25 protein-coding genes and 2 tRNA genes are annotated in these 26,245 nt (G+C 59.8%); 15 read left to right on the top strand and 12 right to left on the bottom strand.

Annotated elements, in window-relative coordinates:
* Positions 1-121 precede the first annotated feature (121 nt).
* Both R0125_RS05520 and R0125_RS05515 read left to right on the top strand, forming a co-directional pair.
* Entirely contained in the window at positions 122-793 is a 672-nt protein-coding gene (locus R0125_RS05520) for a TIGR04211 family SH3 domain-containing protein (protein WP_248185301.1), read from the top strand.
* A 4-nt stretch (positions 794-797) separates the two neighbouring features.
* Entirely contained in the window at positions 798-1,088 is a 291-nt protein-coding gene (locus R0125_RS05515) for a PilZ domain-containing protein (protein ID WP_317237445.1), read from the top strand.
* A gap of 59 nt (positions 1,089-1,147) precedes the next feature.
* Here the strand turns inward: R0125_RS05515 and rraA are convergent, their stop codons facing one another.
* On the bottom strand, positions 1,148-1,627 hold the full coding sequence (gene rraA / locus R0125_RS05510; RefSeq protein WP_317237444.1) for a ribonuclease E activity regulator RraA: 480 nt from the start codon (positions 1,625-1,627) through the stop codon (positions 1,148-1,150).
* A gap of 30 nt (positions 1,628-1,657) precedes the next feature.
* Positions 1,658-4,051 carry a phosphoenolpyruvate synthase gene (gene ppsA, locus R0125_RS05505; RefSeq protein ID WP_410797557.1) on the bottom strand — a complete coding sequence of 798 codons (2,394 nt, stop codon included), beginning with the start codon at positions 4,049-4,051 and terminating at the stop codon, positions 1,658-1,660.
* 103 nt (positions 4,052-4,154) lie between these two features.
* On the opposite strand from ppsA, the gene R0125_RS05500 reads away from it, so the two are divergent.
* Complete coding sequence (locus tag R0125_RS05500; protein WP_248185305.1) at positions 4,155-4,970, top strand: pyruvate, water dikinase regulatory protein; 816 nt, start codon at positions 4,155-4,157, stop codon at positions 4,968-4,970.
* A gap of 28 nt (positions 4,971-4,998) precedes the next feature.
* Here the strand turns inward: R0125_RS05500 and R0125_RS05495 are convergent, their stop codons facing one another.
* A complete protein-coding gene (locus R0125_RS05495; RefSeq protein WP_317237442.1) occupies positions 4,999-7,923 on the bottom strand; it encodes an insulinase family protein in 2,925 nt (974 codons plus the stop codon).
* 99 nt (positions 7,924-8,022) lie between these two features.
* On the opposite strand from R0125_RS05495, the gene R0125_RS05490 reads away from it, so the two are divergent.
* The 3 genes from R0125_RS05490 to R0125_RS05480 all read left to right on the top strand — a co-directional run bounded on the left by R0125_RS05490 (position 8,023) and on the right by R0125_RS05480 (position 10,919).
* Complete coding sequence (locus tag R0125_RS05490; RefSeq protein ID WP_248185320.1) at positions 8,023-8,496, top strand: hypothetical protein; 474 nt, start codon at positions 8,023-8,025, stop codon at positions 8,494-8,496.
* Between the two features lie 102 nt (positions 8,497-8,598).
* Positions 8,599-9,867, top strand: coding sequence for an MORN repeat-containing protein (locus tag R0125_RS05485; RefSeq protein WP_317237441.1), 1,269 nt, complete (start codon positions 8,599-8,601; stop codon positions 9,865-9,867).
* A 50-nt stretch (positions 9,868-9,917) separates the two neighbouring features.
* Positions 9,918-10,919 (top strand): response regulator, encoded by a 1,002-nt coding sequence (locus R0125_RS05480; protein ID WP_317237440.1) that lies wholly within the window; start codon positions 9,918-9,920, stop codon positions 10,917-10,919.
* Here the strand turns inward: R0125_RS05480 and R0125_RS05475 are convergent.
* The gene (locus R0125_RS05475; RefSeq protein WP_317237964.1) at positions 10,879-11,469 is read right to left on the bottom strand and encodes a nucleotidyltransferase family protein; all 591 of its coding nucleotides are present in this window, start codon (positions 11,467-11,469) and stop codon (positions 10,879-10,881) included. The genes R0125_RS05480 and R0125_RS05475 overlap by 41 nt on opposite strands.
* Positions 11,470-11,631: 162 nt before the next feature.
* Between R0125_RS05475 and R0125_RS05470 the strand changes: the two genes are divergently transcribed.
* Positions 11,632-12,483: a 6-pyruvoyl trahydropterin synthase family protein gene (locus tag R0125_RS05470; protein WP_317237439.1), complete on the top strand. Its 852-nt coding sequence runs from the start codon at positions 11,632-11,634 to the stop codon at positions 12,481-12,483.
* A gap of 128 nt (positions 12,484-12,611) precedes the next feature.
* Here R0125_RS05470 and R0125_RS05465 read toward each other — a convergent pair.
* From R0125_RS05465 to gltX, 3 genes are all read right to left on the bottom strand, one after another.
* Positions 12,612-12,687: transfer RNA gene (locus tag R0125_RS05465), tRNA-Glu, on the bottom strand.
* Between the two features lie 7 nt (positions 12,688-12,694).
* Positions 12,695-12,770, bottom strand: a tRNA-Ala gene (locus R0125_RS05460).
* 112 nt (positions 12,771-12,882) lie between these two features.
* Entirely contained in the window at positions 12,883-14,367 is a 1,485-nt protein-coding gene (gene gltX / locus R0125_RS05455) for a glutamate--tRNA ligase (protein ID WP_317237438.1), read from the bottom strand.
* 154 nt (positions 14,368-14,521) lie between these two features.
* Here gltX and R0125_RS05450 point away from each other — a divergent pair, with 154 nt between their 5' ends.
* Entirely contained in the window at positions 14,522-15,463 is a 942-nt protein-coding gene (locus R0125_RS05450; RefSeq protein ID WP_317237437.1) for a zinc ABC transporter substrate-binding protein, read from the top strand.
* A gap of 3 nt (positions 15,464-15,466) precedes the next feature.
* Here R0125_RS05450 and R0125_RS05445 read toward each other — a convergent pair whose 3' ends face one another.
* From R0125_RS05445 to R0125_RS05430, 4 genes are all read right to left on the bottom strand, one after another.
* Positions 15,467-16,381 (bottom strand): AEC family transporter, encoded by a 915-nt coding sequence (locus R0125_RS05445; protein WP_248185313.1) that lies wholly within the window; start codon positions 16,379-16,381, stop codon positions 15,467-15,469.
* 82 nt (positions 16,382-16,463) lie between these two features.
* Positions 16,464-17,234, bottom strand: a complete 771-nt coding sequence (locus R0125_RS05440) for an SDR family oxidoreductase (RefSeq protein ID WP_317237436.1) — start codon at positions 17,232-17,234, stop codon at positions 16,464-16,466.
* A 35-nt stretch (positions 17,235-17,269) separates the two neighbouring features.
* Positions 17,270-17,677: an MAPEG family protein gene (locus R0125_RS05435; protein WP_248185315.1), complete on the bottom strand. Its 408-nt coding sequence runs from the start codon at positions 17,675-17,677 to the stop codon at positions 17,270-17,272.
* Positions 17,678-17,709: 32 nt separating this feature from the next.
* Positions 17,710-18,576 carry a metal-dependent hydrolase gene (locus R0125_RS05430; RefSeq protein ID WP_317237434.1) on the bottom strand — a complete coding sequence of 289 codons (867 nt, stop codon included), beginning with the start codon at positions 18,574-18,576 and terminating at the stop codon, positions 17,710-17,712.
* 112 nt (positions 18,577-18,688) lie between these two features.
* Here R0125_RS05430 and R0125_RS05425 point away from each other — a divergent pair, with 112 nt between their 5' ends.
* Positions 18,689-19,747, top strand: a complete 1,059-nt coding sequence (locus R0125_RS05425; RefSeq protein ID WP_317237432.1) for an AraC family transcriptional regulator — start codon at positions 18,689-18,691, stop codon at positions 19,745-19,747.
* A 36-nt stretch (positions 19,748-19,783) separates the two neighbouring features.
* Here R0125_RS05425 and R0125_RS05420 read toward each other — a convergent pair whose 3' ends face one another.
* Positions 19,784-20,401 (bottom strand): class I SAM-dependent methyltransferase, encoded by a 618-nt coding sequence (locus tag R0125_RS05420; protein WP_317237431.1) that lies wholly within the window; start codon positions 20,399-20,401, stop codon positions 19,784-19,786.
* A gap of 190 nt (positions 20,402-20,591) precedes the next feature.
* Between R0125_RS05420 and R0125_RS05415 the strand changes: the two genes are divergently transcribed.
* The 6 genes from R0125_RS05415 to R0125_RS05390 all read left to right on the top strand — a co-directional run bounded on the left by R0125_RS05415 (position 20,592) and on the right by R0125_RS05390 (position 26,180).
* Positions 20,592-21,443, top strand: coding sequence for a DUF3883 domain-containing protein (locus R0125_RS05415; protein ID WP_317237429.1), 852 nt, complete (start codon positions 20,592-20,594; stop codon positions 21,441-21,443).
* A gap of 134 nt (positions 21,444-21,577) precedes the next feature.
* Positions 21,578-22,636 (top strand): tRNA dihydrouridine(20/20a) synthase DusA, encoded by a 1,059-nt coding sequence (dusA, locus tag R0125_RS05410; RefSeq protein ID WP_317237428.1) that lies wholly within the window; start codon positions 21,578-21,580, stop codon positions 22,634-22,636.
* A gap of 145 nt (positions 22,637-22,781) precedes the next feature.
* Complete coding sequence (gene tal / locus R0125_RS05405; RefSeq protein ID WP_317237427.1) at positions 22,782-23,747, top strand: transaldolase; 966 nt, start codon at positions 22,782-22,784, stop codon at positions 23,745-23,747.
* A gap of 34 nt (positions 23,748-23,781) precedes the next feature.
* Positions 23,782-24,231, top strand: a complete 450-nt coding sequence (locus R0125_RS05400; protein ID WP_317237426.1) for a TerB family tellurite resistance protein — start codon at positions 23,782-23,784, stop codon at positions 24,229-24,231.
* 27 nt (positions 24,232-24,258) lie between these two features.
* The gene (locus tag R0125_RS05395) at positions 24,259-25,386 is read left to right on the top strand and encodes a 3-deoxy-7-phosphoheptulonate synthase (protein ID WP_317237425.1); all 1,128 of its coding nucleotides are present in this window, start codon (positions 24,259-24,261) and stop codon (positions 25,384-25,386) included.
* Complete coding sequence (locus tag R0125_RS05390; protein ID WP_317237423.1) at positions 25,383-26,180, top strand: glycerophosphodiester phosphodiesterase; 798 nt, start codon at positions 25,383-25,385, stop codon at positions 26,178-26,180. The genes R0125_RS05395 and R0125_RS05390 overlap by 4 nt, the downstream gene beginning before the upstream one ends.
* The last annotated feature ends 65 nt before the right edge of the window (positions 26,181-26,245 follow it).

Below are 26,245 nucleotides of genomic sequence, written 5' to 3'. Positions count from 1 at the left end.
CCAGGCAATGCGTCCATGAGCGTATTGTAATAATACGCCGCTTGAATGCAGGGAAAGCTGTGACAAAATTGCGCACTTATAATCTTATGCCCGACACTCGCCAAACTCAGGAAAAAAGCCCGTGACGCTCATTCGCCTCATTCTCAGTGTTCTCGTTGTCGTCTCCTCCGTAGCGGTTGCCCAGGCGAGAACCGTGTACGTCGATGACCAGCTCTACCTGCCGGTCCGGTCAGGCCCGGGCTCCCAATACCGAATCATTGAAAATGCGGTACCCAGCGGCACCGCGCTGCAAGTTCTTGAAGGTGAGAACGAAAATTACACCCGGGTGCGCACCCCCAAAGGCAACGATGGCTGGGTGTCGACGCAATACCTCAGCGATACCCCCATTGCACGAGACCTTCTTCAGCGTGCCACCCGCAACCTGGAGAGCGCACGCAGTGAGCTCAACCAGACCCGGGAGCAGCTGAAAGAAGTCACCGCAGAGCGGGACGAACTGCGCAACTCCGAGACGTCACTGTCAGGCCGCACGGAACAATTGCAGCAGGAGCTGAGCCGCATCAAGGAAGTGGCTGCTGATTCCCTGAATCTTCAGCAACGAAATGGCGAACTGCGTGAAGAGAACCAGAAACTGCGGAACGATCTGGAAGTACTCACCGCCGAGAACGAGCGTCTTGAAGCCAGCAAGGAATCCGATTTCATGCTGCTGGGCGCTGCACTGGTGCTGGGCGGGGTTCTGCTTGCCCTGATTATTCCAATGCTCAAACCAACAAGAAAAACCGATAACTGGGCGTAACTCTATGAAAGATTATTCGGAAAAGCGCGATTTCCATCGCATGCAGGTGAACTCCGAGATCGAAATCACCAACAGCAAAGGTGAAACGTTTATCGGCACCTGCCGCGACCTGAGCGCCGCCGGCATGCAGTTGTACGTTGACCGCCCGGTGGTGGTCGGCGAAGAGCTGAAAACGGTGCTCCGCCCCACCAGCGATCAGTTTCCACCACTGGAAACGGTCTGCGAGGTGGTTCGCTGCGAACCTGAGGGCGAGGGCTTTCTGCTCGGAGCCAACATCAGCGAAGTTACCCGCTGACACAAAAACGGCGGCCAGTGGCCGCCGTTTTTGTTGGTATTACCGCTCTCTGACACGCATCAGACCAGCGGCTTTTCGGACACGATAATGCCATTGTTGTCGGCATACACGTAGTGACCGGGCTGAAAGGTCACACCGTGGAAGGTCACCGGCACGTTCAGATCCCCCAGGCCACGTTTTTCGCTCTTGCGCGGAAAGGTTCCCAGCGCCTGCACGCCCAGTGCAGTGTTGCCGATTTCATCCACATCGCGCACGCAGCCATAAATGATCAGGCCGGCCCAGCCGTTGCTCGCGGCCTTTTCTGCCAGCATATCGCCCAGCAGTGCGTGGCGCTTCGACGCACCACCGTCCACCACCATGACCCGGCCGTTGCCCGGTAGACCCACCTGCTCCTTTACCACGGAGTTGTCTTCAAAGCATTTTACGGTCACGATTTCACCGCCAAAGGCCTTGATACCGCCGTAGTTGTTGAAGCCGGGCTCGGCGACCAGCACTTCCGGAAATTCGTCACACAGGTCCGGGGTTATGATATCCGTCACGTTGTTACTCTCCTTCTCCGGGAAATGAATTCAGTCGATCTTTTCGTCGGCCAGGAAGAACCAGGTATCCAGTACCGAATCCGGGTTCAGTGACACCGTATCGATCCCCTGATCCATCAGCCACTTGGCGAGATCCGGGTGGTCCGACGGTCCCTGCCCGCAAATGCCGATGTACTTGTTGGCTTTCTTGCAGGCCTGGATGGCGTTAGACAACAGGGCCTTGACTGCATCGTTCCGTTCATCAAACAGGTGCGCGATGATGCCGGAATCTCGGTCCAGACCGAGGGTAAGCTGGGTCAGATCGTTGGAGCCGATGGAGAAGCCATCAAAATGCTCCAGGAACTGATCCGCCAGAATGGCGTTGGCCGGCAGCTCGCACATCATGATCACGCGCAGTCCGTTGTCGCCACGCTTGAGACCATTTTCCGCCAGCAGGCTGACCACCTGTTCCGCTTCACCAACGGTGCGCACAAACGGCACCATCACTTCCACGTTGGTCAGGCCCATCTCGTTGCGCACCTTTTTCAGGGCACGGCACTCGAGCTCGAAGCAGTCACGGAAGGTTTCGGAAATGTAGCGGGAGGCGCCACGGAAGCCCAGCATCGGGTTTTCTTCATCCGGCTCGTACAGCGTGCCGCCGATCAGGTTGGCGTATTCGTTGGACTTGAAGTCCGACAGCCGAACAATCACCTTCTTCGGCGCAAATGCAGCCGCCAGGGTGGAAATGCCCTCCACCAGCTTGTCCACGTAGAAATCCACCGGGGAATCGTAGCCTGAAATGCGCTTCTCAACGGTTTGCTTGATGTCACGCGGCAGGCCTTCGAAGTTCAGCAATGCCTTCGGGTGCACACCGATCATGCGGTTGATGATGAACTCCAGACGGGCCAGCCCCACCCCTTCGTTGGGCAGTGCCTGGAAATCAAACGCCCGGTCCGGGTTGCCGACGTTCATCATGATTTTGAACGGAATAGCCGGCATGGAGTCCACGGTGTTTTCCCGCAATTCGAAGTCCAGCGCGCCCTCGTAGATCATGCCGGTGTCGCCTTCCGCGCAGGAAACCGTCACGGCCTGGCCGTCTTTCAGCACTTCGGTGGCGTCACCACAACCCACCACCGCCGGAATACCCAGTTCGCGGGCGATGATGGCGGCGTGGCAGGTGCGCCCGCCGCGATCCGTCACAATGGCGGAGGCCCGCTTCATGACCGGCTCCCAGTCCGGATCGGTCATGTCGGTGACCAGTACATCGCCTGGCTGGACCCGGTCCATCTCATTGATGCTGTTCACAATCTTGACCGGACCGCTGCCGATCTTGTGGCCGATACTGCGCCCCTCCACCAGCACCTTGCCGGTTTCGTTCAACAGGTAACGTTCCATCACGTTGGCAGAGGCGCGGCTCTTGACAGTTTCCGGGCGCGCCTGAACGATGTAGATGCGGCCGTCGTCGCCGTCTTTCGCCCACTCGATGTCCATCGGGCGCTGGTAATGCTTTTCGATGATCATGGCCTGTTTGGCCAGCTCTTCCACTTCGGCATCGGTGATGCAGAAACGGTTACGGTCTTCCTGCTCCACCTTCACGGTTTCCACAAACTGACCCTCACCCGGGCTGGTGTGGTAGATCATCTTGATGGCCTTGCTACCCAGGTTACGGCGCAGAACCGCAGGGCGACCAGCTGCAAGTGTCGGCTTGTGGACGTAGAACTCATCCGGGTTTACCGCACCCTGCACCACGGTTTCGCCGAGGCCGTAGGAACCGGTTACGAACACCACATCGCGGAAGCCGGATTCGGTATCCAGGGTAAACATCACACCGCTGGCCGCTGTTTCACTGCGCACCATCTTCTGAATGCCCGCAGACAGCGCCACCAGCTTGTGATCAAAGCCGTGGTGCACCCGGTAGGAAATCGCGCGGTCGTTAAACAGCGATGCAAACACTTCTTTCACCGATGTGCGCACCTGCTCCAGACCCACCACGTTCAGGAAGGTTTCCTGCTGGCCGGCAAACGAGGCATCGGGCAGATCTTCCGCGGTGGCGGACGACCGCACGGCCACTGCCATGTGGTCGTTGCCATCGCGCAGTTTGGCGTAATTGTCTGCCAGCGCTTTATCCAGAGCATCCGGGAACGGGGTGTCGATCACCCACTGACGGATCCGCGCGCCCACTTTCGCCAGCTCATTGACGTCGTTCACGTCCAGGGCGTCCAGCGCCTGGTCGATTTTGTCTTTCAGACCGTCAGTAGCGAGGAATTCACGGTAGGCATGGGCCGTGGTGGCAAAACCACCGGGAACGGTAACACCCGCATTGGCAAGATTACTGATCATTTCACCGAGGGAGGCGTTCTTACCGCCAACCCGGTCAACATCGGACATTCCCAGGTGGTCAAACCAGATAATGTAATCTTCCAAAGCACGTCTCCCTTGATTCATTAGAGCAAACTGCGCTGCGCAGTCTCGAACTTGGCGTGTATGATACTGTAACCTGTGGCAATTACCTAGGGTACCCGTCGAATCCGGAGCCGGACGAACTACCATGAAACGAACTGCATTCTTTATCTCTGACGGCACCGGCCTGACCGCCGAAGCCCTCGGCAACAGCCTGCTGGCCCAGTTTGAAAAAATCGATTTTGAGCGCGTGACCGTGCCCTACATCGACGATCAGGGCAAGGCGCGTGACATGGTCAAGCGCATCAACAAGGCATCGGAAACCGACCAGAGTCGCCCACTGGTTTTCGACACCATCGTGAACGGCGACATCCGTGACATTATCTCCACCGCTGACGGATTCATGGTGGACATTTTCGGCACCTTCCTGAATCCGCTAGAGCAGGAACTGCAGTCATCGTCGTCCTACTCGGTGGGTAAATCCCACGCCATCAGCAACGAAGGCAGTTACGAGCGCCGCATCAAGGCGGTTAACTTCGCCCTGGACAACGATGACGGCGCGCGCACTCGCCACTACGACGAGGCAGATCTGATTCTGGTGGGCGCCTCGCGCAGCGGGAAAACCCCCACGTGCCTTTACCTGGCGCTGCAATATGGGGTGAAAGCCGCGAACTACCCGATTACCGAGGAAGACCTGGAAGACCAGCAGATGCCCGGGGCCCTGAAACCCCACAAGGAGAAAATCTTCGGGCTGACCATTGAGCCGGAGCGCCTGGCCACCATCCGGAATGAACGGAAGCCGAACTCACGCTATTCCTCCATGAAGCAGTGCATGCACGAGATCGAGGAGATTGAGCTGATGTATCGCCGTGAGCGGATTCCCTTCCTCAACACCACGGCCTATTCCGTGGAAGAGATTTCAACCCGGATCATGGTCGCCACCGGGTTGAAACGTAACCGCTGACTCGTTGGGCCGGCGGTTCAGGGGCGGATCACAGCTCCTGGATGGCCAGCCCCAGCGCCTCCGCCCTGGCCCGGTTTTCCGGGCTGGTTACCACCGCAACACTGGCCTTCTCCGGCACCAGCCACTGGCTCGCCACCCGTTTCAGGTCCTCCATTGTCACCGCCAACACCCGCTCACGGAACGTGGCCCGCTGCTCTGGTGTGCGACCAAACAGCTTGTTGTGGAAGGCATGGCGCGCAGCACCGGCCGGTGAACGCGGCCGGTCCAGCTGCCCCACCACACCGAGAATAGACTCCTCCAGCTCCTGCGGATCGTGTTCGGCTTCCTGCAACCAGAGCAGCGCGTTGTCGAAATCCTCAAGGGTTTCCTCCATGCGCGGGTCGCGGTACGAGAAGAACCGGAACGCGCCGTTCACGCTGTCCTGTCCGGCGCCACCACCGTAGGCGCCGCCTTTTTCACGGATCGCCCGGTGCAGGTACCCGTTGCGCAGGAAGCCGCCCAATACCGTCAATGCCGCCGCGTCGGGATGATCCACCGCCACGGTGTTGTAGGCCTTGGCGCAGAAATTCACCTGGGTCGAGGTCACCCACGCCTCGCGGGTGGCGTAGTTCACCGGTGCCATCTTCCAGGGCTCCCCCGCGGTTGCGGCCACCGGCTCCCAGCAGGATTTGAGATCGTCCAGCATCGGGTCGAGCTGATCCTGCTCGCCGATCACCAGGAATTCACGGGCCTGCTGGCGAACTTTCTCGTGCAGCGCCGCCAGACGATCACAGAACGCCTGCAGCTCCGCCGGATCGTTCAACGCTTTGTCGAGGGCTTTGGTGCCACGAATGGCTTCCAGACCACCGATGCGGAAGGAAAGCCAGGCGCCCGGGCTCATACCCTGAGACGCAGCCCCCATGGCCAGGCCATGACCACTGCCGGTGACGGCCTGTTCGCGACGGGCACGAATCTGCGCCACCAGCTCACGCACCCGCTCGGTTTCATCGAAACGGGCCCCGTGGAAAACGTCGTTAAGCAGCCTGGTCAGCGCACTGCGATTGCGAGCCAACGCCTTACCGTTGAAGATCAGGTAACCGGTCAGGTCCTGGACGTCATCAATCCGCCCCTTGGCGGAAAAGGATGCGCTGATACCGCCGGATTCGGCGGAAATGCGGTCCTGCATCTGGAGGTAATCAAGATCGCCGCAGCCCACCTCTGGAATCAACGTGGTGTAATACGGCAGCAGCAACAGCTCTTCTTCGGTCAGTGCCGGTACCGGCAATACCACCTGCTCGTAAACCAGACCATTGGTGCCACGGGCAAACACCGTTGCGGCGATGTCGCCGTCGTAGCGGCTTTCCGGCTCCGGCATCTGCAGAGGCACATCAGACAGATCCACCTTGGGCAGGATGGAATCGTCGTCCTTGCGCTGTTGTCGTTCTTCCAGCGCCTGCGCCCGCTCGACGATCTGGCGCACCTCGTCATCGGTCAGCGCGGCTTTGCGCCGTGCCAGGGCCTCGCGAATGGCCTGCTGACGGTGGCTTTCCAGCTTCTCGTCAGGACGCAACGTCAGTGTGACCCGATGGGGATTCTCCAGCAGCTTACTGCGAATCAGCCCCGGCACATACTGGGGATCACGGATCTTCTCACGCATGTGCGCCAGCACCGGCTCCAGGTCCAGCAGCTCCACCGGATCTCCGCCGTGGACCATCGGCGAAATGGCGCTCATGATCAGTTGCAGGCCATAGGGGAACTGGTCGCCGGCAATTTCCCGCTGGTGCAGTTCGAGCTGGTGCAGAATGGCTTCCAGGCGATCTTCGCTGACCCCCTCCTCGACCACCTTCTGTAGTGTTTCTTCGATCAGCGCTTCGAGTTCCTTGTGCTGCTCCGGCTCGCTGCCTTCAATACCGCACACAAACGTCATCTCGCGGTTGGAGTCCTCCAGACCGCACATGGGCGATGGCGAATGGCCGATATCAGTGGTTTCCAGGGCCCGCATCAACGGCGACGCACTGTTCTCCAGCAGAACCGCAGAGAGCAACTGGCCCTCCAGGTTTTCCTGCAGATCAAAGCTGTGGCCCAGCAGCCAGCCCATCACGATGTGGGTTTTATGGTCGGTGGGTTCGCCCTCGTTGACGGCGTAACCCTGCTCCACCCTCACCGGCGCAAACAGACGTTTCTCGTCCCGCACCGGCAATTCAATGTCCAGCCGATCAAAGCGCTTCAGCGCCAACTCCTCGAAGCGTTCGTGGTGCTCATGGGCGGGAATATCACCGTAGGTGGCAAAGATGGCGTTACTGGGGTGGTAATGGTGACGATAAAACTTCACCAGATCCTCGTACTCCAGATCCACAATGTGGTCCGGCTCACCGCCACTGTTGTAGTGGTAGGTGGTGGTCGGAAACAGGTGGCTCGACAGGTTCTGCCACAACTGGGAGGTGGCGGAACTCATCGCCCCTTTCATCTCGTTATAGACCACGCCGCGGTAGACCAGATCCGTTGACGGATCCTCCGGCTTGTCGAATTCCAGGCGATGGCCTTCCTGGGCGAAATCCAGCGGATCCAGCTTGGAGAAAAATACCGAATCCAGATACACCGACAGCAGGTTGTCAAAATCCTTGCGGTTCATGCTGGCGAACGGATAGGCCGTCCAGTCGCTGCTGGTAAAGGCGTTCATGAAAGTGTTCAGTGAACGGCGGATCATCATGAAAAACGGATCGCGCACCGGGTAACGCTCGCTGCCGCACAGCGCCGTGTGCTCCAGAATGTGGGCCACGCCGGTCGAATCCATCGGGAAGGTTCGCAGCGCCACAAAGAAAACATTCTCATCATTATCGGCGGCCAGATGCAGGTGTCGCGCCCCGGTTTTGCGGTGGCGGTACTCTTCCACGGTGACATTCAGCGTGCCGATCTGGTGGCTGCGAAGCTTCTCAAAAGCAGGATGGGTTGCGTTGTCGATCACAGCGGCCATTCAGTCTATCCTGTCGTTAACAAATTGAGAGTTGTAGGGTAACACGGTCTATCGATTATCATGCATCCGTCCTGTAACCAGAAGGTAGCGCCCGAATCCATGACCATTGCAGACAGCCATACCACCCCGAAAAAGGGTTCCGTTCAGGCTCCGGAAGTTGCTGCCTGGTGGGCCGAGCGCCGCCGCTATATCGAGCAGATCCGCAAGGTGCCGGAGGTTCGGCAGCGCTACTGGCGGGAAGCAGCCGTTTACCTGCTGCGGAGAATTCTCTGGTCGTTCGGCTTTTTCCCGGTGTTTATCGCCTTCTGGGTGCCCTTTGTGCTCTCCAGCTTCAATCCGGTGGTCATGGCCTCGGATCTCATCCCCATGCTGCAGAACTTCGTGGAATCCAACCCCGAAGTTCAGGCAACCACCTTGAGCACCCTGGCCATTGCCTGGGCCTCGGTGGGCTTCTTCTTTCTGGTGTTCGATTTTGTGCTGACCCCGTTCCGCTCACCCTATGAATATGAAGCCGACGTGTATATGCGCTCCTGGGAACAGCTCAATCATGACCAGCTTCCGGCCAAAGTGTGATACGGCCTGCATTCTCGTTAAGTTCAGACACTTTCTGTTACATAACGTTGCATTCACTGGTTAATATGATGGCGTCCGGAATGCAGGAATGCGAGGTTTCCCATGGTCGATTTCAGACCCCTTCTGTTCATCAACGCACTGGCCCTCATGCTATTGGTCACGGCAGGGTTTGCCTCGGTGCGCGAGGACAAGCCGCTGGTTGACGCGTTCAGCGCCGAAGCTCCGACACAGTCCCGGCCTGCCCCGGAACCCGAGCAGTTGTATGAGTCGCCACAGAACACTCCGGTTACCGTAGACGCGCCCCGCGAGGCGATCACTGCCGAGCCCTTCTCGATTTCTCCGATGCCGGAAAACCCGACGGTGGTTGCGCGGGCCGAGCCACCCTCCGCTATGAACACCCGCACCGACGTCGCCCCGGAACCCGTGGCACCGCCCCCGAGCACCGGGAAACTGGTGCTACGCTCGAATGTGGTGGGCGACAAGGTCACCATCAATGGCCGGCAATACGGCGCCACCCGCCTCGACCTGGAACTGGATCCGGGCCGCTATGAGGTCACCATCAGTAAAAACGGCTTCAAACCCTGGAGCCAGACCGTCGCCATGGAGGCTGGCCAGAACAGAACCCTGATGGGCAAGCTGGAGGCCTACACCACCGTCAATTTCCGCGATGGCACCTGGATTGGCGGCGTGCGCACCGGCGACGGCAACTACAAAGACAGCAACGGTCTGCGCTATGAAGGGCATTTTGTCGATGGTCAGTTCCACGGCAAAGGCACCGCCTGGTACGCCGACGGTAGCCGCTACAGCGGCGACTGGAATGAAGGCCGCCGCGAGGGTGAAGGCGAGTGGCGCAGCGCCGACAACAACCGCTACACCGGCCAGTTCCTCGCCGACCAGTTTCACGGCCAGGGCACCCTCACCCTGGAGAACGGCGACATCCTCACCGGTCAGTGGGCAGAGGGCCGGCTGAACGGTCACGGATCCATGACCACCGCTGACGGCATGCTTTACGTGGGCGGCTTCCGCAATGATGAGTTCCACGGCAGCGGCAGCCTGACCTACCCCGATGGACGGCATTACGAGGGCGAGTTCTCCAACGGTGATTTTCACGGCAACGGTGCTGAGGTATTTGCCGACGGCAAAAAATACGAAGGCCAATACATTGAAGGCAAGTTCCACGGCAAGGGCCTGCTACGCAATCCCAACGGCAGCTCCATCGAAGCCACCTTCAAGCTCGGCGAACCCTACGGCCAGGTCCGCCTGACCACCGCGGCCGGTGAAGTCTTCACCGCCCGCACCACAGAACCCGGTGTGTGTTATCGGGACAAGAGTTACCGGGCCACCCAGTGCCCGCAACTGGAAGGCTGGTAAGTCATCAGCCCGATAATGAACGCAAAGCCCTGACAGGTTGAGGTTGTGACATGGCGATCAAGAACGCACTTCTGGTAGACGACTCTAAGGTAGCGCGATTTGCCCTGAGCAAACTGCTGGAAAACCGGGACATGGAAGTCAATATGGCGGGTTCTGCGGAAGAAGCTCTGGATTTCCTCAACAGCAACCAGCGTCCGGACGTGATTTTCATGGACCACCTGATGCCCGGCATGAACGGTGTAGAAGCCACCAAGGCCATCAAAGGCAATCCCACCACAGCCGGCATCCCCATCATTATGTGCACCTCGAAGAAGTCGTCGTCGTTCATGGAGGAAGCCCGCAATTTTGGCGTATACAACATCCTCACCAAACCACCCCAGACCGAAGGCCTGAGCCTGGTGCTGGACCAGCTCGACAGCGATGTGACCCAGGGCGCGATCTCCGGGGAGCCTATTGTGGTCGCCAAAGAGCCGGAGGTAAAAGCCGAGGCCGAAGACGACCTGGTCGAGCAGATTGCCCGCTCGGCGGTCAAAACCCACATCAACAACCGCCTGCACGAACTGCTGAGCGATCTCTTTGATGAACAGTACGACCACCTCAAGCGCGCGCTGGACGATGCCAGCAAGAAACAGGACGCCGCTGTTGAGGAAAAATTCAAGGCTGTTTCCGAGCTCATGGATGAGCGCACCCGCAACCTGAGGGACGATGTCGCCGCCGAAGTGAACCTTAACCTCGGCCGGGAACTGGCCGAGCTGAAGAAGGAACTGGCCCGCAACAGCGGCTTCACCGGTGAGCACATGGCAGAGCTGAAGGACCACATCACCAGCGTACAGACCATCGACACCGAGTTCTGGCAAACCCTGCAATCGGAGGCCATCCAGCAAGCCCACGAGATCTCCCGGGAAACCGCAGAGGACATCGCCCAGCGCACCATCGATCTGTTCGTGGCGCAGCAGCGCGCCGCGACCTCGAAGCTTTACACCCTGGGGTTAGCGGTCAGCCTGGGCGTCTTTACCGTCGGCATTGCCTGGTTGTCGGGCCTGTTCGGCTGAGCCGCAGCCTGACCGCCGCCCAGTCCACCGGGGTGTCAACGTCGTCTGCCACCCCGGGGATCTCCACGCGGGTGGCACCGGCGGCCAACAGTACCGACGCCGCCCCGCGATCCCCCTCAAGGGCCAGAATATCCGGCCACAACCAACGCGGCAGCCAGGCGGGCACCCCGGGCCAGCCGCCATAATCCGCTGCAACCGGCTGATCCGGCATGAAACGCGCGGCCTTCCCCATCGCCATCAGTGCGGCCGGTTCCAGTAACGGCTGATCCGCCAGCACCACAAACACCCCCCGGGCGTCTGCTCCCAGGCTGGCGATTCCCGCCCGCAATGAGGCTGCCATTCCCTCGCGCCAATCCGCCACCGGCAACCAACACGCTGGCTGAACTCGACCGCGAAAACGCATCAGCGGATAACCGGCACCGGTGGCAACCGTCACCCGGCTACTCATCAGCCTGGCTTGCCGTATCGCCTGATCCAGCAGCGTACCCTGCCCGGTCTCCAGCAGGGTCTTGCTGCGCCCCATACGCCGCGAGGCACCGGCTGCCAGCACCAATGCGGGGAATTGCTCATGGCTGGCCTTTGGTGATTTGTCTATGGTGTGGCCCTCCCACGGGACAGCAAATTAACGCAGACACATCGACAGACTGCTCGCGTACCCGGATTTTTGCTAGAATCCGCCCATCAATCAACCTCATCCTGTTCGGACTTCTCGATGAATCACCTGTTTGTGGACAATCTGACCGTTATCGATTTCGCCTACCTGGATCCGAACCGGGGTCTGGTGGGTGAGAGCTGGATTGCCGACGTGGTCCTGGGCGGCGAACTGGACGAGCAGGGCATGGTGTTCGATTTCAGCAATGTGAAACGCACCATCAAGCGGGTGATCGACGAGCTGGTGGACCACCGCCTGGTGGTGCCCCGGGGCTACGAGGGCGTTGCCTGGACCGAAGAAGAGTCAGACACCTTCACCTGGACACTCACCGACGGCTCACGCATTGTTCACCGCGGGCCGGATGAGGCCGTTGTCTGGTTGTCTGCCGAGCGCGTGGTGCCCTCCGCCGTGGCGGCGCTGCTGGAGCGTGAATTATTGGCGGTGCTGCCGGGTAACGTGACCGATGTGCAGATACACCTGCGCGAGGAAGTGATCGAAGGCTGCTACTACCACTATGTCCACGGCCTGAAGAAGCACCTCGGCAACTGCCAGCGCATCGCCCACGGCCACCGCTCCCCCATCCGCATCGATCGCAATGGCCACCGGGACTACGACCTTGAGAAGCGTTGGGCAACCTTGTGGTGTGACATCTATGTCGGCTCGGAGGAAGACGTCAGCGGGCGCTGGGTGGACGAGAGCGGCGTGGCCTACGTGACCTTCGAGTACGAGGCCAATCAGGGCGAGTTCGCGCTCACCCTGCCGGAGCAGCGGGTGTACATGATGAGCACCGACACCACGGTTGAGCTGATTGCCGCGCACATGGCGGGTGAGCTGAAAGCGGAGTTCCCGGAGGATAGCATTCGGGTGAAGGCGTACGAAGGCGTTGGTAAAGGCGCTATCGCCTCTCGCTAGGCTCTCTGATCAGAGCCTGCCCGCAACAGCTTCAGAGAATGTTAATCAACTTTCTTCCCGACACAAAAAAACCGCCCGAAGGCGGTTTTTTTGATGGCTTTCCGGTGGACTAAACCGTCAAGCCGTATTGGCGTCCCCTAGGGGGTTCGAACCCCTGTTGCCGCCGTGAAAGGGCGGAGTCCTAGGCCACTAGACGAAGGGGACTAGAAATTGGTGGAGCCAAGCGGGATCGAACCGCTGACCTCAACACTGCCAGTGTTGCGCTCTCCCAGCTGAGCTATGGCCCCTCAACGGCTGCGTATATTAAGGATCCGCCCTATGGGCGTCAACCTTTAATCTCCATTTTTTTCAGTTTTCTGAACTTCCCTGTTCATTCCGTTTAGTTCTTCACCAAAGCGGTTATTCCGCGAGCAACGCGGCGTATTCTTTCTCCACTTTCTTGGTTTCTTTCTTCGAGAAGCCACCCATCACGTCCAGGGCATGGCGTAACCGTGAGCGGGTCATATCCGGACCCAGCAACGCCATGGAATCCATCACCGACCAGGAATTCGGCGTGCCGGCGATGGCCACGAAGATGGAAAACATGAAGTCGCCCATTTTCAGGTCCATGGCCTTGGCCAGGGTCTTGATGTCGGCAAAGATGGTGTCCTTGCTCCAGTGGCGCTGGGCCTCCAGCTTCCACAGGGTGAACTGCAGCACCCGCTTGACCTGAGCTTCCTCAAGCTTGTTGTGGGCAAAGTCTTCCGGCTTGAGGTTGAGCATGCCGGCGAACATGAACGCCGCCATGGGCGCCACATCGGAAAACACTTCCGCCCTGCCCTTGATGTGCGGAATCAGCGCACGCAGGGCGTCTTCGTTGAACCACCAGTGGCGCATCTTCTCCACGAACTGGTCGTCGCTCAGATCCTCGCGCAGCCACAGGCCGTTCAGCCAGCGCAGTTTTTCCACATCGAACACCGGGCCACCGAGGGATACCCGCTGAATGTCGAAGTTCTCGATCATCTCGTTGAGGGTGAACTTTTCCCGCTCGTCGGGCATAGACCAGCCCATACGGCCGAGGTAGTTGGTCACCGCCTCCGGCAGGAAGCCCATGCGCTCGTAGAAATTGATGCTGGTGGGGTTCTTGCGCTTGGACAACTTGCTCTTGTCCGGATTGCGCAGCAACGGCAGGTGGCACAGCTCGGGCATGTCCCAGCCGAAGTACTGGTACAGCAACTTGTGCTTGGGCGCGGAGTTGATCCACTCCTCCCCCCGCAGCACGTGGGTGATTTCCATCAGGTGGTCGTCCACCACGTTGGCAAGGTGGTAGGTGGGCATGCCATCGGATTTCAGCAGGATCTGACAGTCCACCTGGGACCAGTCGATCTCGATGGTGCCACGGAGCATGTCGCGAATCTCGCACACCCCCTCATCCGGCACCTTCATACGGATCACGTAAGGATCACCGGCGTCCAGACGACGCTTCACCTCTTCCTCGGACAGCTCCAGATCGCCCTTGATGCCCGGGTTCAGGCCCTGGGCCTTGCGCTCCTCGCGGATGGCGTCCAGTTCTTCCGGGGTGCGGAAGCAGTAGAAGGCGTGACCGGCGGTGACCAGGTCCAGGGCGTACTGACGATAGGAGTCCTTGCGCTCGGATTGCCGATAGGGGCCGTGCGGGCCGCCCACGTCCGGCCCTTCGTCCCAGTCCAGACCGAGCCAGCGCAGGGCGCGCAGAATGTCCTGCTCGGACTCGCCGGTGCTGCGGGCCTGGTCGGTGTCTTCGATACGCAGAATGAACTGGCCGCCGTGCTGACGGGCGAAGCACAGGTTGAACAGGGCCACGAAGGCGGTACCAACGTGTGGATCACCGGTGGGTGACGGGGCAATTCGGGTACGTACGGTCATGAAACAATCCTGGTAGATAAGTGGCCGACTGGAAAGCCACGCATTATAACGGCCCGGGAGCAATTTCGCATGAGGGCAGCGCCACACAACCTTTCGCTGAGAATGCAATTGTTATATTATAACGTATCAATTCAGAATCAGAGCCCGATCTCTCATGCCCAATCCTTCTCGAACCAGCGCCGTTGCGCTGGGACTGGCTGCGCTGCTCAGCCCGCTGTCCACCCTCGCTGCCACTCAGGTAGTGACGTCCATCAAACCGGTCGAACTGCTGGTCAAAGCGGTTGCACCAGAAGATGTGGAAGTCACCAGCCTGGTGCCGTCAGGCTCCAGCCCGCATAACTACACCATGCGCCCCTCCCAACGCCGGGCTCTGGAGAACGCCGACGTCATCTTCTGGGTGGGTCCCGAAATGGAGACCTTCCTGTCGCGCCTGCTCGGCGGTGAGGAGTTCAGCCAGAGAACGGTATCGCTGATGCACGGGGATGAGGTACCGGCAGCAGAGGCTGTTGATGCGCACCATCACGACCATCATGACGATCACAACGACGCCCACAGCCACGGTCATGGCGACGGCGAAGACCCACACATCTGGCTCGACCCGGCACTGGCCCTGGACATGGCACAGGATATCCACCGGGCACTGTCACAGCTTGAGGGTGCGGACACCGAGGCCCTGGATGCCAATCTCGCCCGCTTCGAAACCTCACTGCACGAAGCCGAAGACAACATCCGCCATCGCCTTGAGCCGCTGGCAAATATCAGCCTGTTTGCCTACCACGATGCCTTTACCCGTTACGCCGGGCACTTCGATCTGAAACTGGAGGGCGTGCTCACGCTGAATCCGGAACTGTCTCCAGGCGCCCGCCACATTGCCGAGGTGCAGGACAAACTGCGCGCTGCCAATCAGCCCTGCCTGCTCACCGAACCCCAGTTCAACCGCCAGTGGTGGCGCTCCATCACTAACGGCCTGGACATCACCTTCAGCACCTGGGATCCGCTGGCCACAGACGTTGAATCCGACCGTAACGGCTACGTGAACTTCTTGCAGGGTATTGCGGACAACGCGCTAAGCTGCCTGCCAGAGAAAACCCGGTAACCCCTACCAGAGCACACCGAGCACAAGGGGAATCGACATCATCGCCAGCAATGTCTGGCCACTGATGATGCCGGCCATCAACGGCGCGTCACCACCGAGCTGACGCGCCAGGATGTAGGACGACGTCGCCGTGGGCAGCGCCGCCAGCAGCACAGCCACCTGCACTAACATTCCTTCCAACCCCAGCAACAGCGCCAACCCGGCGGTGATCAGCGGGAACGCCACCAGCTTGGCCACCGATGCCACCAGAAATGGCATGGATGCACCCCGCAAAGCTTTCAGCTGCAACCCGGCGCCGACGGTCATCAGCCCCATGGGCAACGCCAGATCGCTCAACGGCGCCAGAATACCGGCCACCAAAGGATGGAAGCCGATCTGGAAGAAACTCCAGGTCACACCGAACACCGAACCCACGATCAGCGGGTTGGTCACGATGGCTTTCAATACCGGCCGCCACTGCAGTGGCCCCTGCCCCGCCGTCAGCGAGAACATCAGAATGCAGAGCAGATTCAGCAGCGGCACCTTGACGGCCACGGCAATGGCGATCAGTGACAGCCCCTCATCACCCAGCAGCATGCCGGCCGCCGCCAGGCCCACGTAGGAATTGAACCGGATACCGCCCTGAAACACGGAAGAGAATACCGGCCCGGGCCAGCGCCAGACCGCTTGCAGTAGCGCCAGTACCAGCGTCATCACCAGCAACATGGCCACAATCAACAGCAGGATGTCGCCGTAGGCGGAGGCGGGCAAGCGGGCCTGGCCCAGCTTGTAGACCAGCATGGCGGGAAACAGCACGTAGTAGGTAAAGCGCTCGGCCTGCAGCCAGAAGCCGTCGCCGGGAAAATTCCAGCGTCGGAACAGATGCCCCATCACGATCAGCGCGAAAACAGGCACCAGCGCCTGAACCATCACCGGCATTGCGTCATTCCCCCGAGCCCCGTGCCTGTAGAGCCCGAGAGAATAACAAAGTCAGCCCGCCGGCGTCTTGATGCCGCAGATCCTACTTGCGCCAGAGCTTGCGCAGCACGGAGCGGGTAACGGAGGCCGGCGCCGACCTGGCAACGGGCCACAACGCACGGAACTGCAGGGAGATAGGCCGATGCAGGCGCGGCTGTTCCACCTGCGCCCAGACCTGAGCTGCCACCAGATCCGGTGTCAGATTCACCCCCAGGCGCTCGAACAGCCGGGAACTGTGCTCGTTCTGCTGCACCATGGCGGTTCTGACAAACGGCGGCATCAGATCGCACACGCGGATACCGTGGGGCTCCCACTCAATATCCAGCGCCTCCGTCATGGCCCGTACCGCGTGCTTACTGGCGGAATAGGACGCAAAATCCGGAATGCCGTAGGCGGCAGAGGCCGAGCTCATGTTTACCACCTGAGCGTCCGGCGTGGCTTTCAGATACGGGAACGCCGCATGCAGCACCGTCATCAGGCCGATCACGTTGATCTCGACCACCGCGCGATGGTCCGCCAATGCAATCTCCTCGAACGGCCCCACCCGCAGAATGCCGGCGTTGTTGTGCAGCAGCCGCAGCTGGCCGCCGGTGCGCTCGGCAAACTCCGCAAGGCCCCGCTTCACCGAGGCTTCATCCACCACGTCCATCACGTGAGTGCTGCACCGATCGTTACCCAGTTCTTCCCGTAACGCCGCCAGCGCCGCCTCATCCCGATCCGCTGCGCCGACAAACCAGCCTTTGGCGGCAAACAGCAGCGCGGTTTCACGACCGATACCCGCGGCCGCGCCGGTGATAAAAATGCAGTCTTTCATGGACAATCCCTGTAATGGTTATCGGAGCGCTTCGGTCAGCCGAGCAGCAAGCGGTAAACCATCACCAGCACCAGCACGATCTGGATCAGGAAGAACGTCGCCCGCAGGAGAATCTGGATAAACGAGGTGCCGCTGATGTGCACCACGCTCTGGGCAATGCGCGCGTACAGTACGAGCGCAGCCAGCCCACCGATCGCTTCCAGCCGGTTCATCAGCCCGGCCACCACCACCACCGCCGCAAAGACCGCGAAGTTCTCGATGCAGTTCAGGTGCGCCGCCTTGGCCCGCTGCAGAATCGGCGCATCGATGGGCTGCTTGTTGCGCTCCCAGCTATCAATGGGTTTGGCGCCAGTGAGGGCTTGAGGCACACGGGGCACGGCGTAGATCAGCGCCAGGATCAGCATCCATCCGGCGTACAACAGAACAGCGGTGTAAGCGGTCATTCAGTCTTCCTTTTTTGTTGAGTTTTGGGATCTTACTCGCCGAGCCATTTCACCTTGGCTTTTTCAACCAGGGAACGGGCATCGTGATTCCAGGGGTGAAACCCCGGGCTGTAAAACTTCAGGTAGGATGGCACAAGTTTGCGAAACACGCCGGGCTTGCCCCACATGTATTTGAACGCACCCGCCCAGGACTTCAGATTGCCCAGCTGGCCATCTTCTTTCATCAACTGTACCAGGTGAATGCTGGTAAATACGGGAAAAAGCACACTCACCACCAGCATTTCCTGCAACCGCACACTCTCACGGCCACCCACGGCCTTGTAGACGTCAAACGCCACCGCCTTATGCTCAGACTCCTCAATAGCATGCCATGCCCAGATCTTGGCCATGCGGGGGTCCATTTCATCCAGCGCGTCATACTTCAGCAGGAACTCTTCCGCCATCAGGGCCGTGAAATGCTCAACGGCGACGGTGTGGGCCAGTTGCCGCTCGGGGCTGAAGTTCTTGCGCATCCAGTCCATGAACGCCTGAATTTCGGTTTCCAGGCGACCAAGACCAATGCCCCGCTCCTCCAGGAAGCCATTCAGCAGCTTGTGTTCCCGCGAGTGGTGCGCCTCCTGCCCGATAAACCCACGCACCGCTTTCTTCAGTTCCGGATCGGTAATACGATCCTGGTAGTGGCGCACGGTGTCAATGAAGAAGGTTTCGCCCGGTGGGAACGATGCAGACAGCGCTGCCAGCAGCAGCGTTTTGACCGGATCGTTGTCCCACCAGTATTTCGGCGTATCGTTCGCCAGATCGATGTTCGGGCGGCGCACCTGGGGAATCACGCTCAAGGGCGACTTGGCAGGCTTGCCTCCGGACAAAGGAATGGCTTGGGCATTCACGGCTGAGCTCATGGGCAGACTCCTGAATTCGGGATTTCTTGTAATCTGGCCTACAGAGTACTGGTCAAGGCCCTGCCTCCGTGAGATGTTTGGCGGACAAAGCACTTGTCATTGGTGGCCAACCTTGAGCAACACCCAGCCTACAAGCATTCCGACTGACCTCCCGGGCTGGACCCAGCAGCCGAACCAGCCCGTGACCTACCCCCGCATGTTTGTAGAAGTGGCGCGGGAGCTGGGCGCGGAACCCGCTGACATACTGCAGCAGGCCGGCCTGCCCCCCGGTGCACTGGATGACCCCGCCGGCCGCATCTCCTACCTGCAGACCCTCCACGTGTTCGCTGCGGTACATGCAGCCATTGGCGACACCGCGCTGGGGTTCGACAACGGCTTGCGCCTGCCCCTGACCGCGCACGGCAGCCTGGGCTACGCCCTGATGTGCGCTCCTACCCCACGGGAAGCCATCGCGATTCTGGAGCGATTCTGGAACCTGCGGGGGCGCGGTGTGTTGATGACCGTCCGCCAGACCGAAAACCAGCTGTTCTTCGAAATCGAACCGGAAGTGCCCCTGCCCGAGCCGCTGCGGGAAATGATGTTCAGCTCCATCCTGACCAGTATTGTGCGTGGCATGGAGTTTGTGCAGCCGATGCAACCCAGTGAACGGGAAATCTGGCTGCGGGGGCCCGAACCCCCGGGATACCAGCGTCGCAAGCACCAGGTGCCGGGGGTCAGGTTCAACATGCCCAGCGCCGGTGTGCTCCTGGGCGGCGATGCCGCGTGGCTGGACGAGCCCCTGCCCACCGCCAACCCCGAAGGCCTGGCCCAGGCGCTGGCCCAGTGTGAGCGGGAAAGCGCACTGACCGAAACCGACAACGACATCGCCCGCCAGATCCGCGCGCACCTGGTGCTGGAACAGAACGGCTACCCCACCCCCGAGCAACTTGCCAACAAGCTGTGCCTGACACCCAGAACCCTGCGCCGGCGCCTGCATGAACAAGGCCTGAGCTACAAACAGATTCTGGATGACGTCCGCCGCCGCGACAGCTGCCACCTGCTGGCCACCTCCGACCTCGAGATCCAGAGCATCAGCGAACTGCTGGGCTATGCGGACCCGGCGAATTTCACACGGGCGTTCAAGAGTTGGACCGGGAAGGCGCCGCGGGTTTGGCGGCGGGATAATGATTAGATGCCAAGCCATTCGGCCAGTTGAAGGTTGGATCTATCAGTCCTGCAGGGTTTCTCCGTTGGACCGTTGATAGACTGCCGTTTCCCACCACACATCCGGGCGATTGAGCTGATCGGTGCGCGGCATCTTTGATAAAGGAACCGGCATTACCGCACACTGACGAGCAAGCCTGTCTAGCTCGACTCTTGAAACCGCATAAAACTCCCGCTCACCATCCCCCGGCCCGTGCCGCAGAGTTATGACCAGCAACCCGGAAGGCCCCAGCAATTCCGTCAGTATTCGGAACGCCCTTTCCCGTGCGGTCGGCGGCAAGTGCATCCAGACTGCGGACACCAGAATCAGATCGAACCGGTAACTCAGCTTGCGAATCTGAGTAAGGTCGGGCATCGAGTCGTCGACCCACTGGATACTCCGGTGAGCAGTAGCCGACTCACCCAACCTCCGAAGCTCGGCCGCTGGTTCAACCGCAACGACATCCCAACCCCGCTCAGCCAGAGCCAATGCGTCCCGCCCACTGCCGGCACCGACATCGAGGGCCAGTCCGGTTTTGTCGTCCAGTTGGGGAATCCAGTCGTTGTGGACCTGTTCGAAGGACAGCGACTGATACTGAGCAAAGAAGTCTTCGGCCCGGAGGTTATAGGGATTCAATGGCATTCCCGTTTTGTTCCCTTCACTGAACTGCTTTGGGATAGCGTTTTGCTGTATTTGAACATAGCCGAATCATATCGGTACTTCCCGTCAACAGTCTCGCTATTGTTCAGAAAAGTGAACAATTGCCACGCATTGGATACTGGGGCACTATGCCTGCAGCCCCAAATTTCAGACGAATGAGAGATCAGCTCCCATGGCCACTGGACAGCATTGGACCGACCGAGAAATTGCCTTAACGGTCGCTGATTACATGAAAATGCTAACGCTGGAGCTAGCTGGACAGAGCTATAACAAAACTACGCATCGGAGGGCTCTCCTAGAGCAGTTGGACGGTCGCAGCAATGGCGCGGTTGAGCTCAAGCACCAGAATATAAGTGCCGTTCTCCGCGATTTGAACTGTTTCTGGATTCCCGGCTACAAGCCGAGGGCTAATTATCAAGAGGCCTTGGCACGTTACCTCGAAGCATGGATCAATACTCACCCGGAGTTCGATCGCGCTTCACAGTTTGCAGTGGAGCAGCCCGCCTTTATGCCCAGCGGCATCGAGCTTTCTAAACTTTTGGTCGATGCACCAACGCCCTCGAACGAAGTAAAAGAAAATCACCCGGCTTACGCCGTAAAGAGGTCGCCCTCAAAGCGCGACTACGTTGCCCAAGAGGCCCGCAACTCTGCTCTTGGTTCCGCTGGTGAGTTCTTGGTGATGGAGTACGAGGAATTCAGGCTCAGATCCGCAGGCAAGAAAGCTCTCGCGGATCGCATCGAGCACGTTTCGCAATCACAGGGGGATGGCCTGGGTTATGACATCCTGTCTTATGAAATCTCGGGGAAAGAACGTTTTCTGGAGGTAAAAACCACCGCTTTCGCGAAAGAAACACCGTTTTACGCCTCCAGAAACGAAGTTTTGTTTTCAGAAGAATTCCAAGAGCAGTTTCATCTTTACCGTCTTTTTGAGTTTCGGAAATCGCCAAAGCTGTTTTCATTGCCGGGAGCTATCGGCAATCACTGTTTCATGGACCCTGTCAGCTTTGTCTGTAAACTCCGCTGAGCTGAGTACTGGTGTATCCTCAAAGAGTTTCCCGCCTCCAATCTGTCTAGTTATTCGCCGAAACCCTGCGGAATCACCCCCTATATTCCTGATAGAATACCCTCCACGTAAATGTTTTCCGAAGTGGACACCCAATGATTTCAGAGAGTAAAGCCGAACATCGTGCAGATTCGGTTAAAGACGCCAGTCATTCCGTGACGGAACTTTCTCGGAAATTCTGCGTGGCCCCCATGATGGACTGGACCACTACCCACTACCGTTATCTGGCGCGCCAGCTCAGCCGCAATACGCTGCTGTACACGGAAATGGTGACCACCGGTGCGCTGATTCATGGCGATACCGCCCGTTTTCTGCGCCATGACGAGGCGGAGTATCCGCTGGCGTTGCAGCTGGGCGGCAGTGATGCCGGTGAGCTGGCGCATTGCGCGACGTTGGCGGAGCAGTATGGGTTTGATGAGGTGAACCTGAATGTGGGCTGCCCCAGCGATCGGGTGCAGAACAACATGATCGGTGCCTGCCTGATGGGGCATCCGGACAAGGTGGCCGAGGGGGTACGGGCAATGATTGACGCCACCGGCCTGCCGGTCACGGTCAAGCACCGGATCGGGATTGACGGCCGGGAGTCCTGGGACGATCTGTGCGAGTTTGTGGAAAAGGTTGCCGCCGCCGGTTGCCGTACGTTTATTGTTCACGCCCGCATTGCCATCCTTGAGGGCCTGAGCCCCAAGGAAAACCGCGACATTCCGCCGCTGAAGTACGACTGGGTGTATCGTCTGAAGGCGAAATACCCGGAGCTGGAGATCATCATCAACGGCGGCATCAAGACCTTTGAGGAATGCCACCAGCACCTGCAACACACCGACGGCGTGATGCTGGGCCGGGAGGCGTACCACAACCCCTGGTTGCTGGCCGGCGTCGATCCCGAGTTCTTCGGGCAGGCCGCGCCGGTACAGAGCCGCCATGAGGCGTTGCGGGCGACGCTGCCCTTTATTCAGCGTGAGCTTGAGCGGGGCGTGTTTCTTACACACATGTCACGTCACCTGCTGGGGCTGTTCCACGGGCAGCCCGGGGGGCGTCAGTTCCGCCGCCACATCAGCGAGAACGCCCACAAAACCGGGGCCGGGCTGGAAGTGATCGAAGACGCCCTGGCGCGGGTCCACGAGTCCGAAAAACCGGTGATAGCGCCGGCTTAATCGGATCTATACCTTTTGTTGTCTTGTTCCTGTCAGACCAGCCCGTTATTGTAGGGAAATTGCCGCAAACTCTGCGTGAGATGCGCGCCAACACCCAGGGAGCGGGTGCTCCAATAACGAATCAACCGGGACGACAGGACGACGAATGACCAGCAAACTTGAACAACTGAAAACCATGACCACGGTGGTTGCCGATACCGGTGATCTGCAGGCCATTGCTCAATGGCGCCCGGAAGATGCCACCACCAACCCGTCCCTGCTGCTGAAAGCGGCGGCGTCCGACGCCTACCGCCCGATGCTGGACAAAGCCATAGCCATGGCCAGCCGCCAGGGCGGGTCGGATGCCGAGCAACTGGCGTACGCCACCGATACGCTGGCGGTGCTGGCCGGCCGCGAGATTCTGGAGCTGATACCCGGTGTGGTCTCCACCGAAGTGGATGCCCGCCTGTCGTTTGACACCGACGCCACCCTGGCCCGTGCCCGCCGCCTGATTGAGCTTTATGACCAGCAAGGCGTAGACACCAGCCGGGTGCTGATCAAGATTGCCTCTACCTGGGAAGGTATTCGCGCTGCGGAGCAGTTGGAGAAGGAAGGCGTTCACTGCAACCTGACGCTGCTGTTCTCCTTCATTCAGGCCGCCGCCTGTGCCGACGCCGGGGCGTTCCTGATCTCCCCGTTCGTGGGCCGTATTCTGGACTGGCACCTGGCCAACAGCGGCCGCGACAGCTACCCGGCGGCGGAAGACCCCGGCGTGCAGTCGGTCTCGCGCATCTACAATTACTATAAGACCAACGATTACAAAACCGTGGTCATGGGCGCGAGCTTCCGCAACATCGGTGAGATCGAGATGCTGGCAGGTTGTGACCGCCTCACCATCAGCCCTGCCCTGTTGCAGGAACTGAAGGACGACGCCGGCACGCTTGAGCGCCAGCTCTCTCCTGCCACAGCCAGTAGCCAGGACAAGCCCGGCACACTGGATGAGCGCCTGTTCCGCTGGGAATCCAATGAGGACGCCATGGCCACCGAGAAGCTGGCCGACGGCATCCGCCGCTTCGCCGCGGACCAGATTGAGCTGGAGAGCCGGGTGCGCAAGCGGGCGAGCGCCGCGTAACCCTATTCGCAAACACCGGAGGATCCGCCCCACCATGATCGAACGCCTGAAGCAGTTGTTTGCCCCCAACGAGGGTGATGCCCGCGAAGCGCCGGACCCGCATCAACTGGCCGTCGCCGCCAACGCCCTGATGGTGCAACTTTCCCGTGTGGACAACAACGAAGACGACCGGGAACTGCAAGCCATTCTCGATCTGGCGGTGAACGTGCACCAAGTGACCCGGGAAGAAGCGGAAGACATCCTGCAGAACGCATTAAGCCACGCGGATGACGCCACGTCGCTCTATGAGTTCACCGGGCAGATCAACGAACACCTGGATCAGGCGGCCAAGCAGTCGTTGCTGGAGAACATCTGGCGGGTGGCGTTTGCCGATGGCCGCATCGACAAGTACGAAGAACACCTGATTCGCAGAATGGCGGACCTGCTCCATCTCAACCACCGCGAATACATGCAGGCACGCCACCGGGCCGAAGCCGCGAGCTGACCCCAAAGCACCGAACAAGGAGCGATCATGTTAGCCATTCTTCATCCCGACACTCCGTTGGACAGCGAAGCCTACCGGCAGACCCTGCACTTTCTGGAGCACCTGCCCGGGGTCACCGTGCGGGTTCATGAGATTCAGGGCGCCACTCAGCGGTTGACGGAAATCTACCTGCTCGGCGATACCAAGTCCCTGGACAAGGAGGAGATCGAGGCCCTGCCTGCGGTGGAGCGGGCGATCCGCATATCCGACGACTACCGTATTCTGGGTCGCCATCGGGATGATCGCCGCCAGACTGGCTTTACCTACAACGGGGTGGAGTTCAGCCAGTCAAACCTGAACATCTTCGCGGGACTGTGCGCCGTGGATGTGCCGGAGCACGTCGAGATGATGATGCAGGCGCTGGAAGAGCATGGCGAGGTCTGCACCCGCATGGGCGCCTACAAGCCGCGCACCAACCCCTATTCGTTCCAGGGCCACGGCAAGGGGTGCTTGCCCTGGGTGTTCGAGAAAGCCGGGAAGCATGGTATCAAGGTGGTTGCCATGGAGATTACCCATGAAAGCCACATCGAGGAGATCGACACCTGCCTCGAAAAGCTGGGCCGCCCCACCGGGGTGATGCTGCAGGTGGGCACACGCAACACCCAGAACTTCGAGCTGCTGAAGGCCATTGGCCGCCAGAGCACCTACCCGGTGCTGTTGAAGCGGGGGTTCGGTATTACCCTGAACGAATCCCTGAATGCGGCGGAATACCTGGCCAGCGAGGGTAACGCCAACGTGATCTTCTGTTTGCGCGGCATGAAAACCGAAGCCGGCCAGCCGCACCGCAACATGGTGGATTTTGCCCATGTGCCTGCGGTGAAGCGATTGACCCGTATGCCGGTGTGTGTGGATCCGTCGCACTCGGTGGGCAGCCGTGACCGGGCGCCCGATGGCATCCTCGATGTCATGCACGCCACCGCTCAGGGCGTTATTGCCGGCGCCAACATGGTACTGGTGGATTTCCACCCGAAACCGGAGAAAGCGCTGGTGGACGGCCCACAGGCCCTGCTGATGCGGGAATTGCCGGCGTACCTCGAAGACATTCGCCTGTGCCACGACACCTGGAAGCAACGCCAGGCCATTTATCAACGCTTGAAGGAATCAGCCACAGAATGATTGTGTACGGACACCGGGGTGCCAAGGGCGAAGCCCCGGAAAATACCCTGGCGGGGTTTACCCACGCCTATCGCCACGGCATTCGTCATTTCGAGTTTGATCTGGTGCTATCCAAAGATGGCAAACCAGTGATCATTCACGACCTGACCGTGGATCGCACCACGGGCCAGAAAGGCGCGGTGGCCAATTACACCGCAGACGAGCTGGCCGCCATGGACGCCCGGCGCAGCGGCACACCGTGGCCCCGCAAGGCGGGCGTGCCCTCGCTGGAAGATCTGCTGGACGAATTTCCGGATCTTGAGCACCTGCAACTGGAGGTCAAGAAAGACAGCCGCCAGCGGCTCAACGTCCTGTGTAATCGCCTGACCGAGATCGTTCAGCGGCGGAACCTGTATCAACAGGTGGCGGTGACGTCCTCGGATACCTGGTTCCTGCAGCAGATGCGCCGGCGCGACACACAGATCCGGCTTGGCCTGGTCACCGAGAAGAAATTCCCGCGCCCGGTCAATCTGGCGGCGCGCCTGCATTGCGATTACCTGTGCATCAACTGGAAAATCTGCAGCAAGGCCATTGTGGAGGACGCCCACCGGCGCGGCATGCACGTGTCCGCCTGGACGGTGAACCGTATCCACGACATGCTGGAGCTGGAGCAGCAGGGGGTGAACAGCATCATTTCGGACTTCCCTACCAGCACCCGCATGTTCTTCGATAACCGTGCCAATTCCGTTCTGGCCCTGACCCGCAGCGATTCGGCAGACAGCACCGGCGAGCCCGCGGCCCTGCCCACCAACTGATCCTTCGGCCATAAAAAACCGGGTGGCGGACTTTCCTCCGGCACCCGGTTTCTGGCTTCAGCCCA

The organism is Marinobacter sp. M-5 (genome assembly GCF_032911545.1).
GTDB classification, from domain to species: Bacteria; Pseudomonadota; Gammaproteobacteria; order Pseudomonadales; family Oleiphilaceae; genus Marinobacter; species Marinobacter goseongensis.
This window is presented reverse-complemented; position numbering and strand designations above follow the sequence as displayed.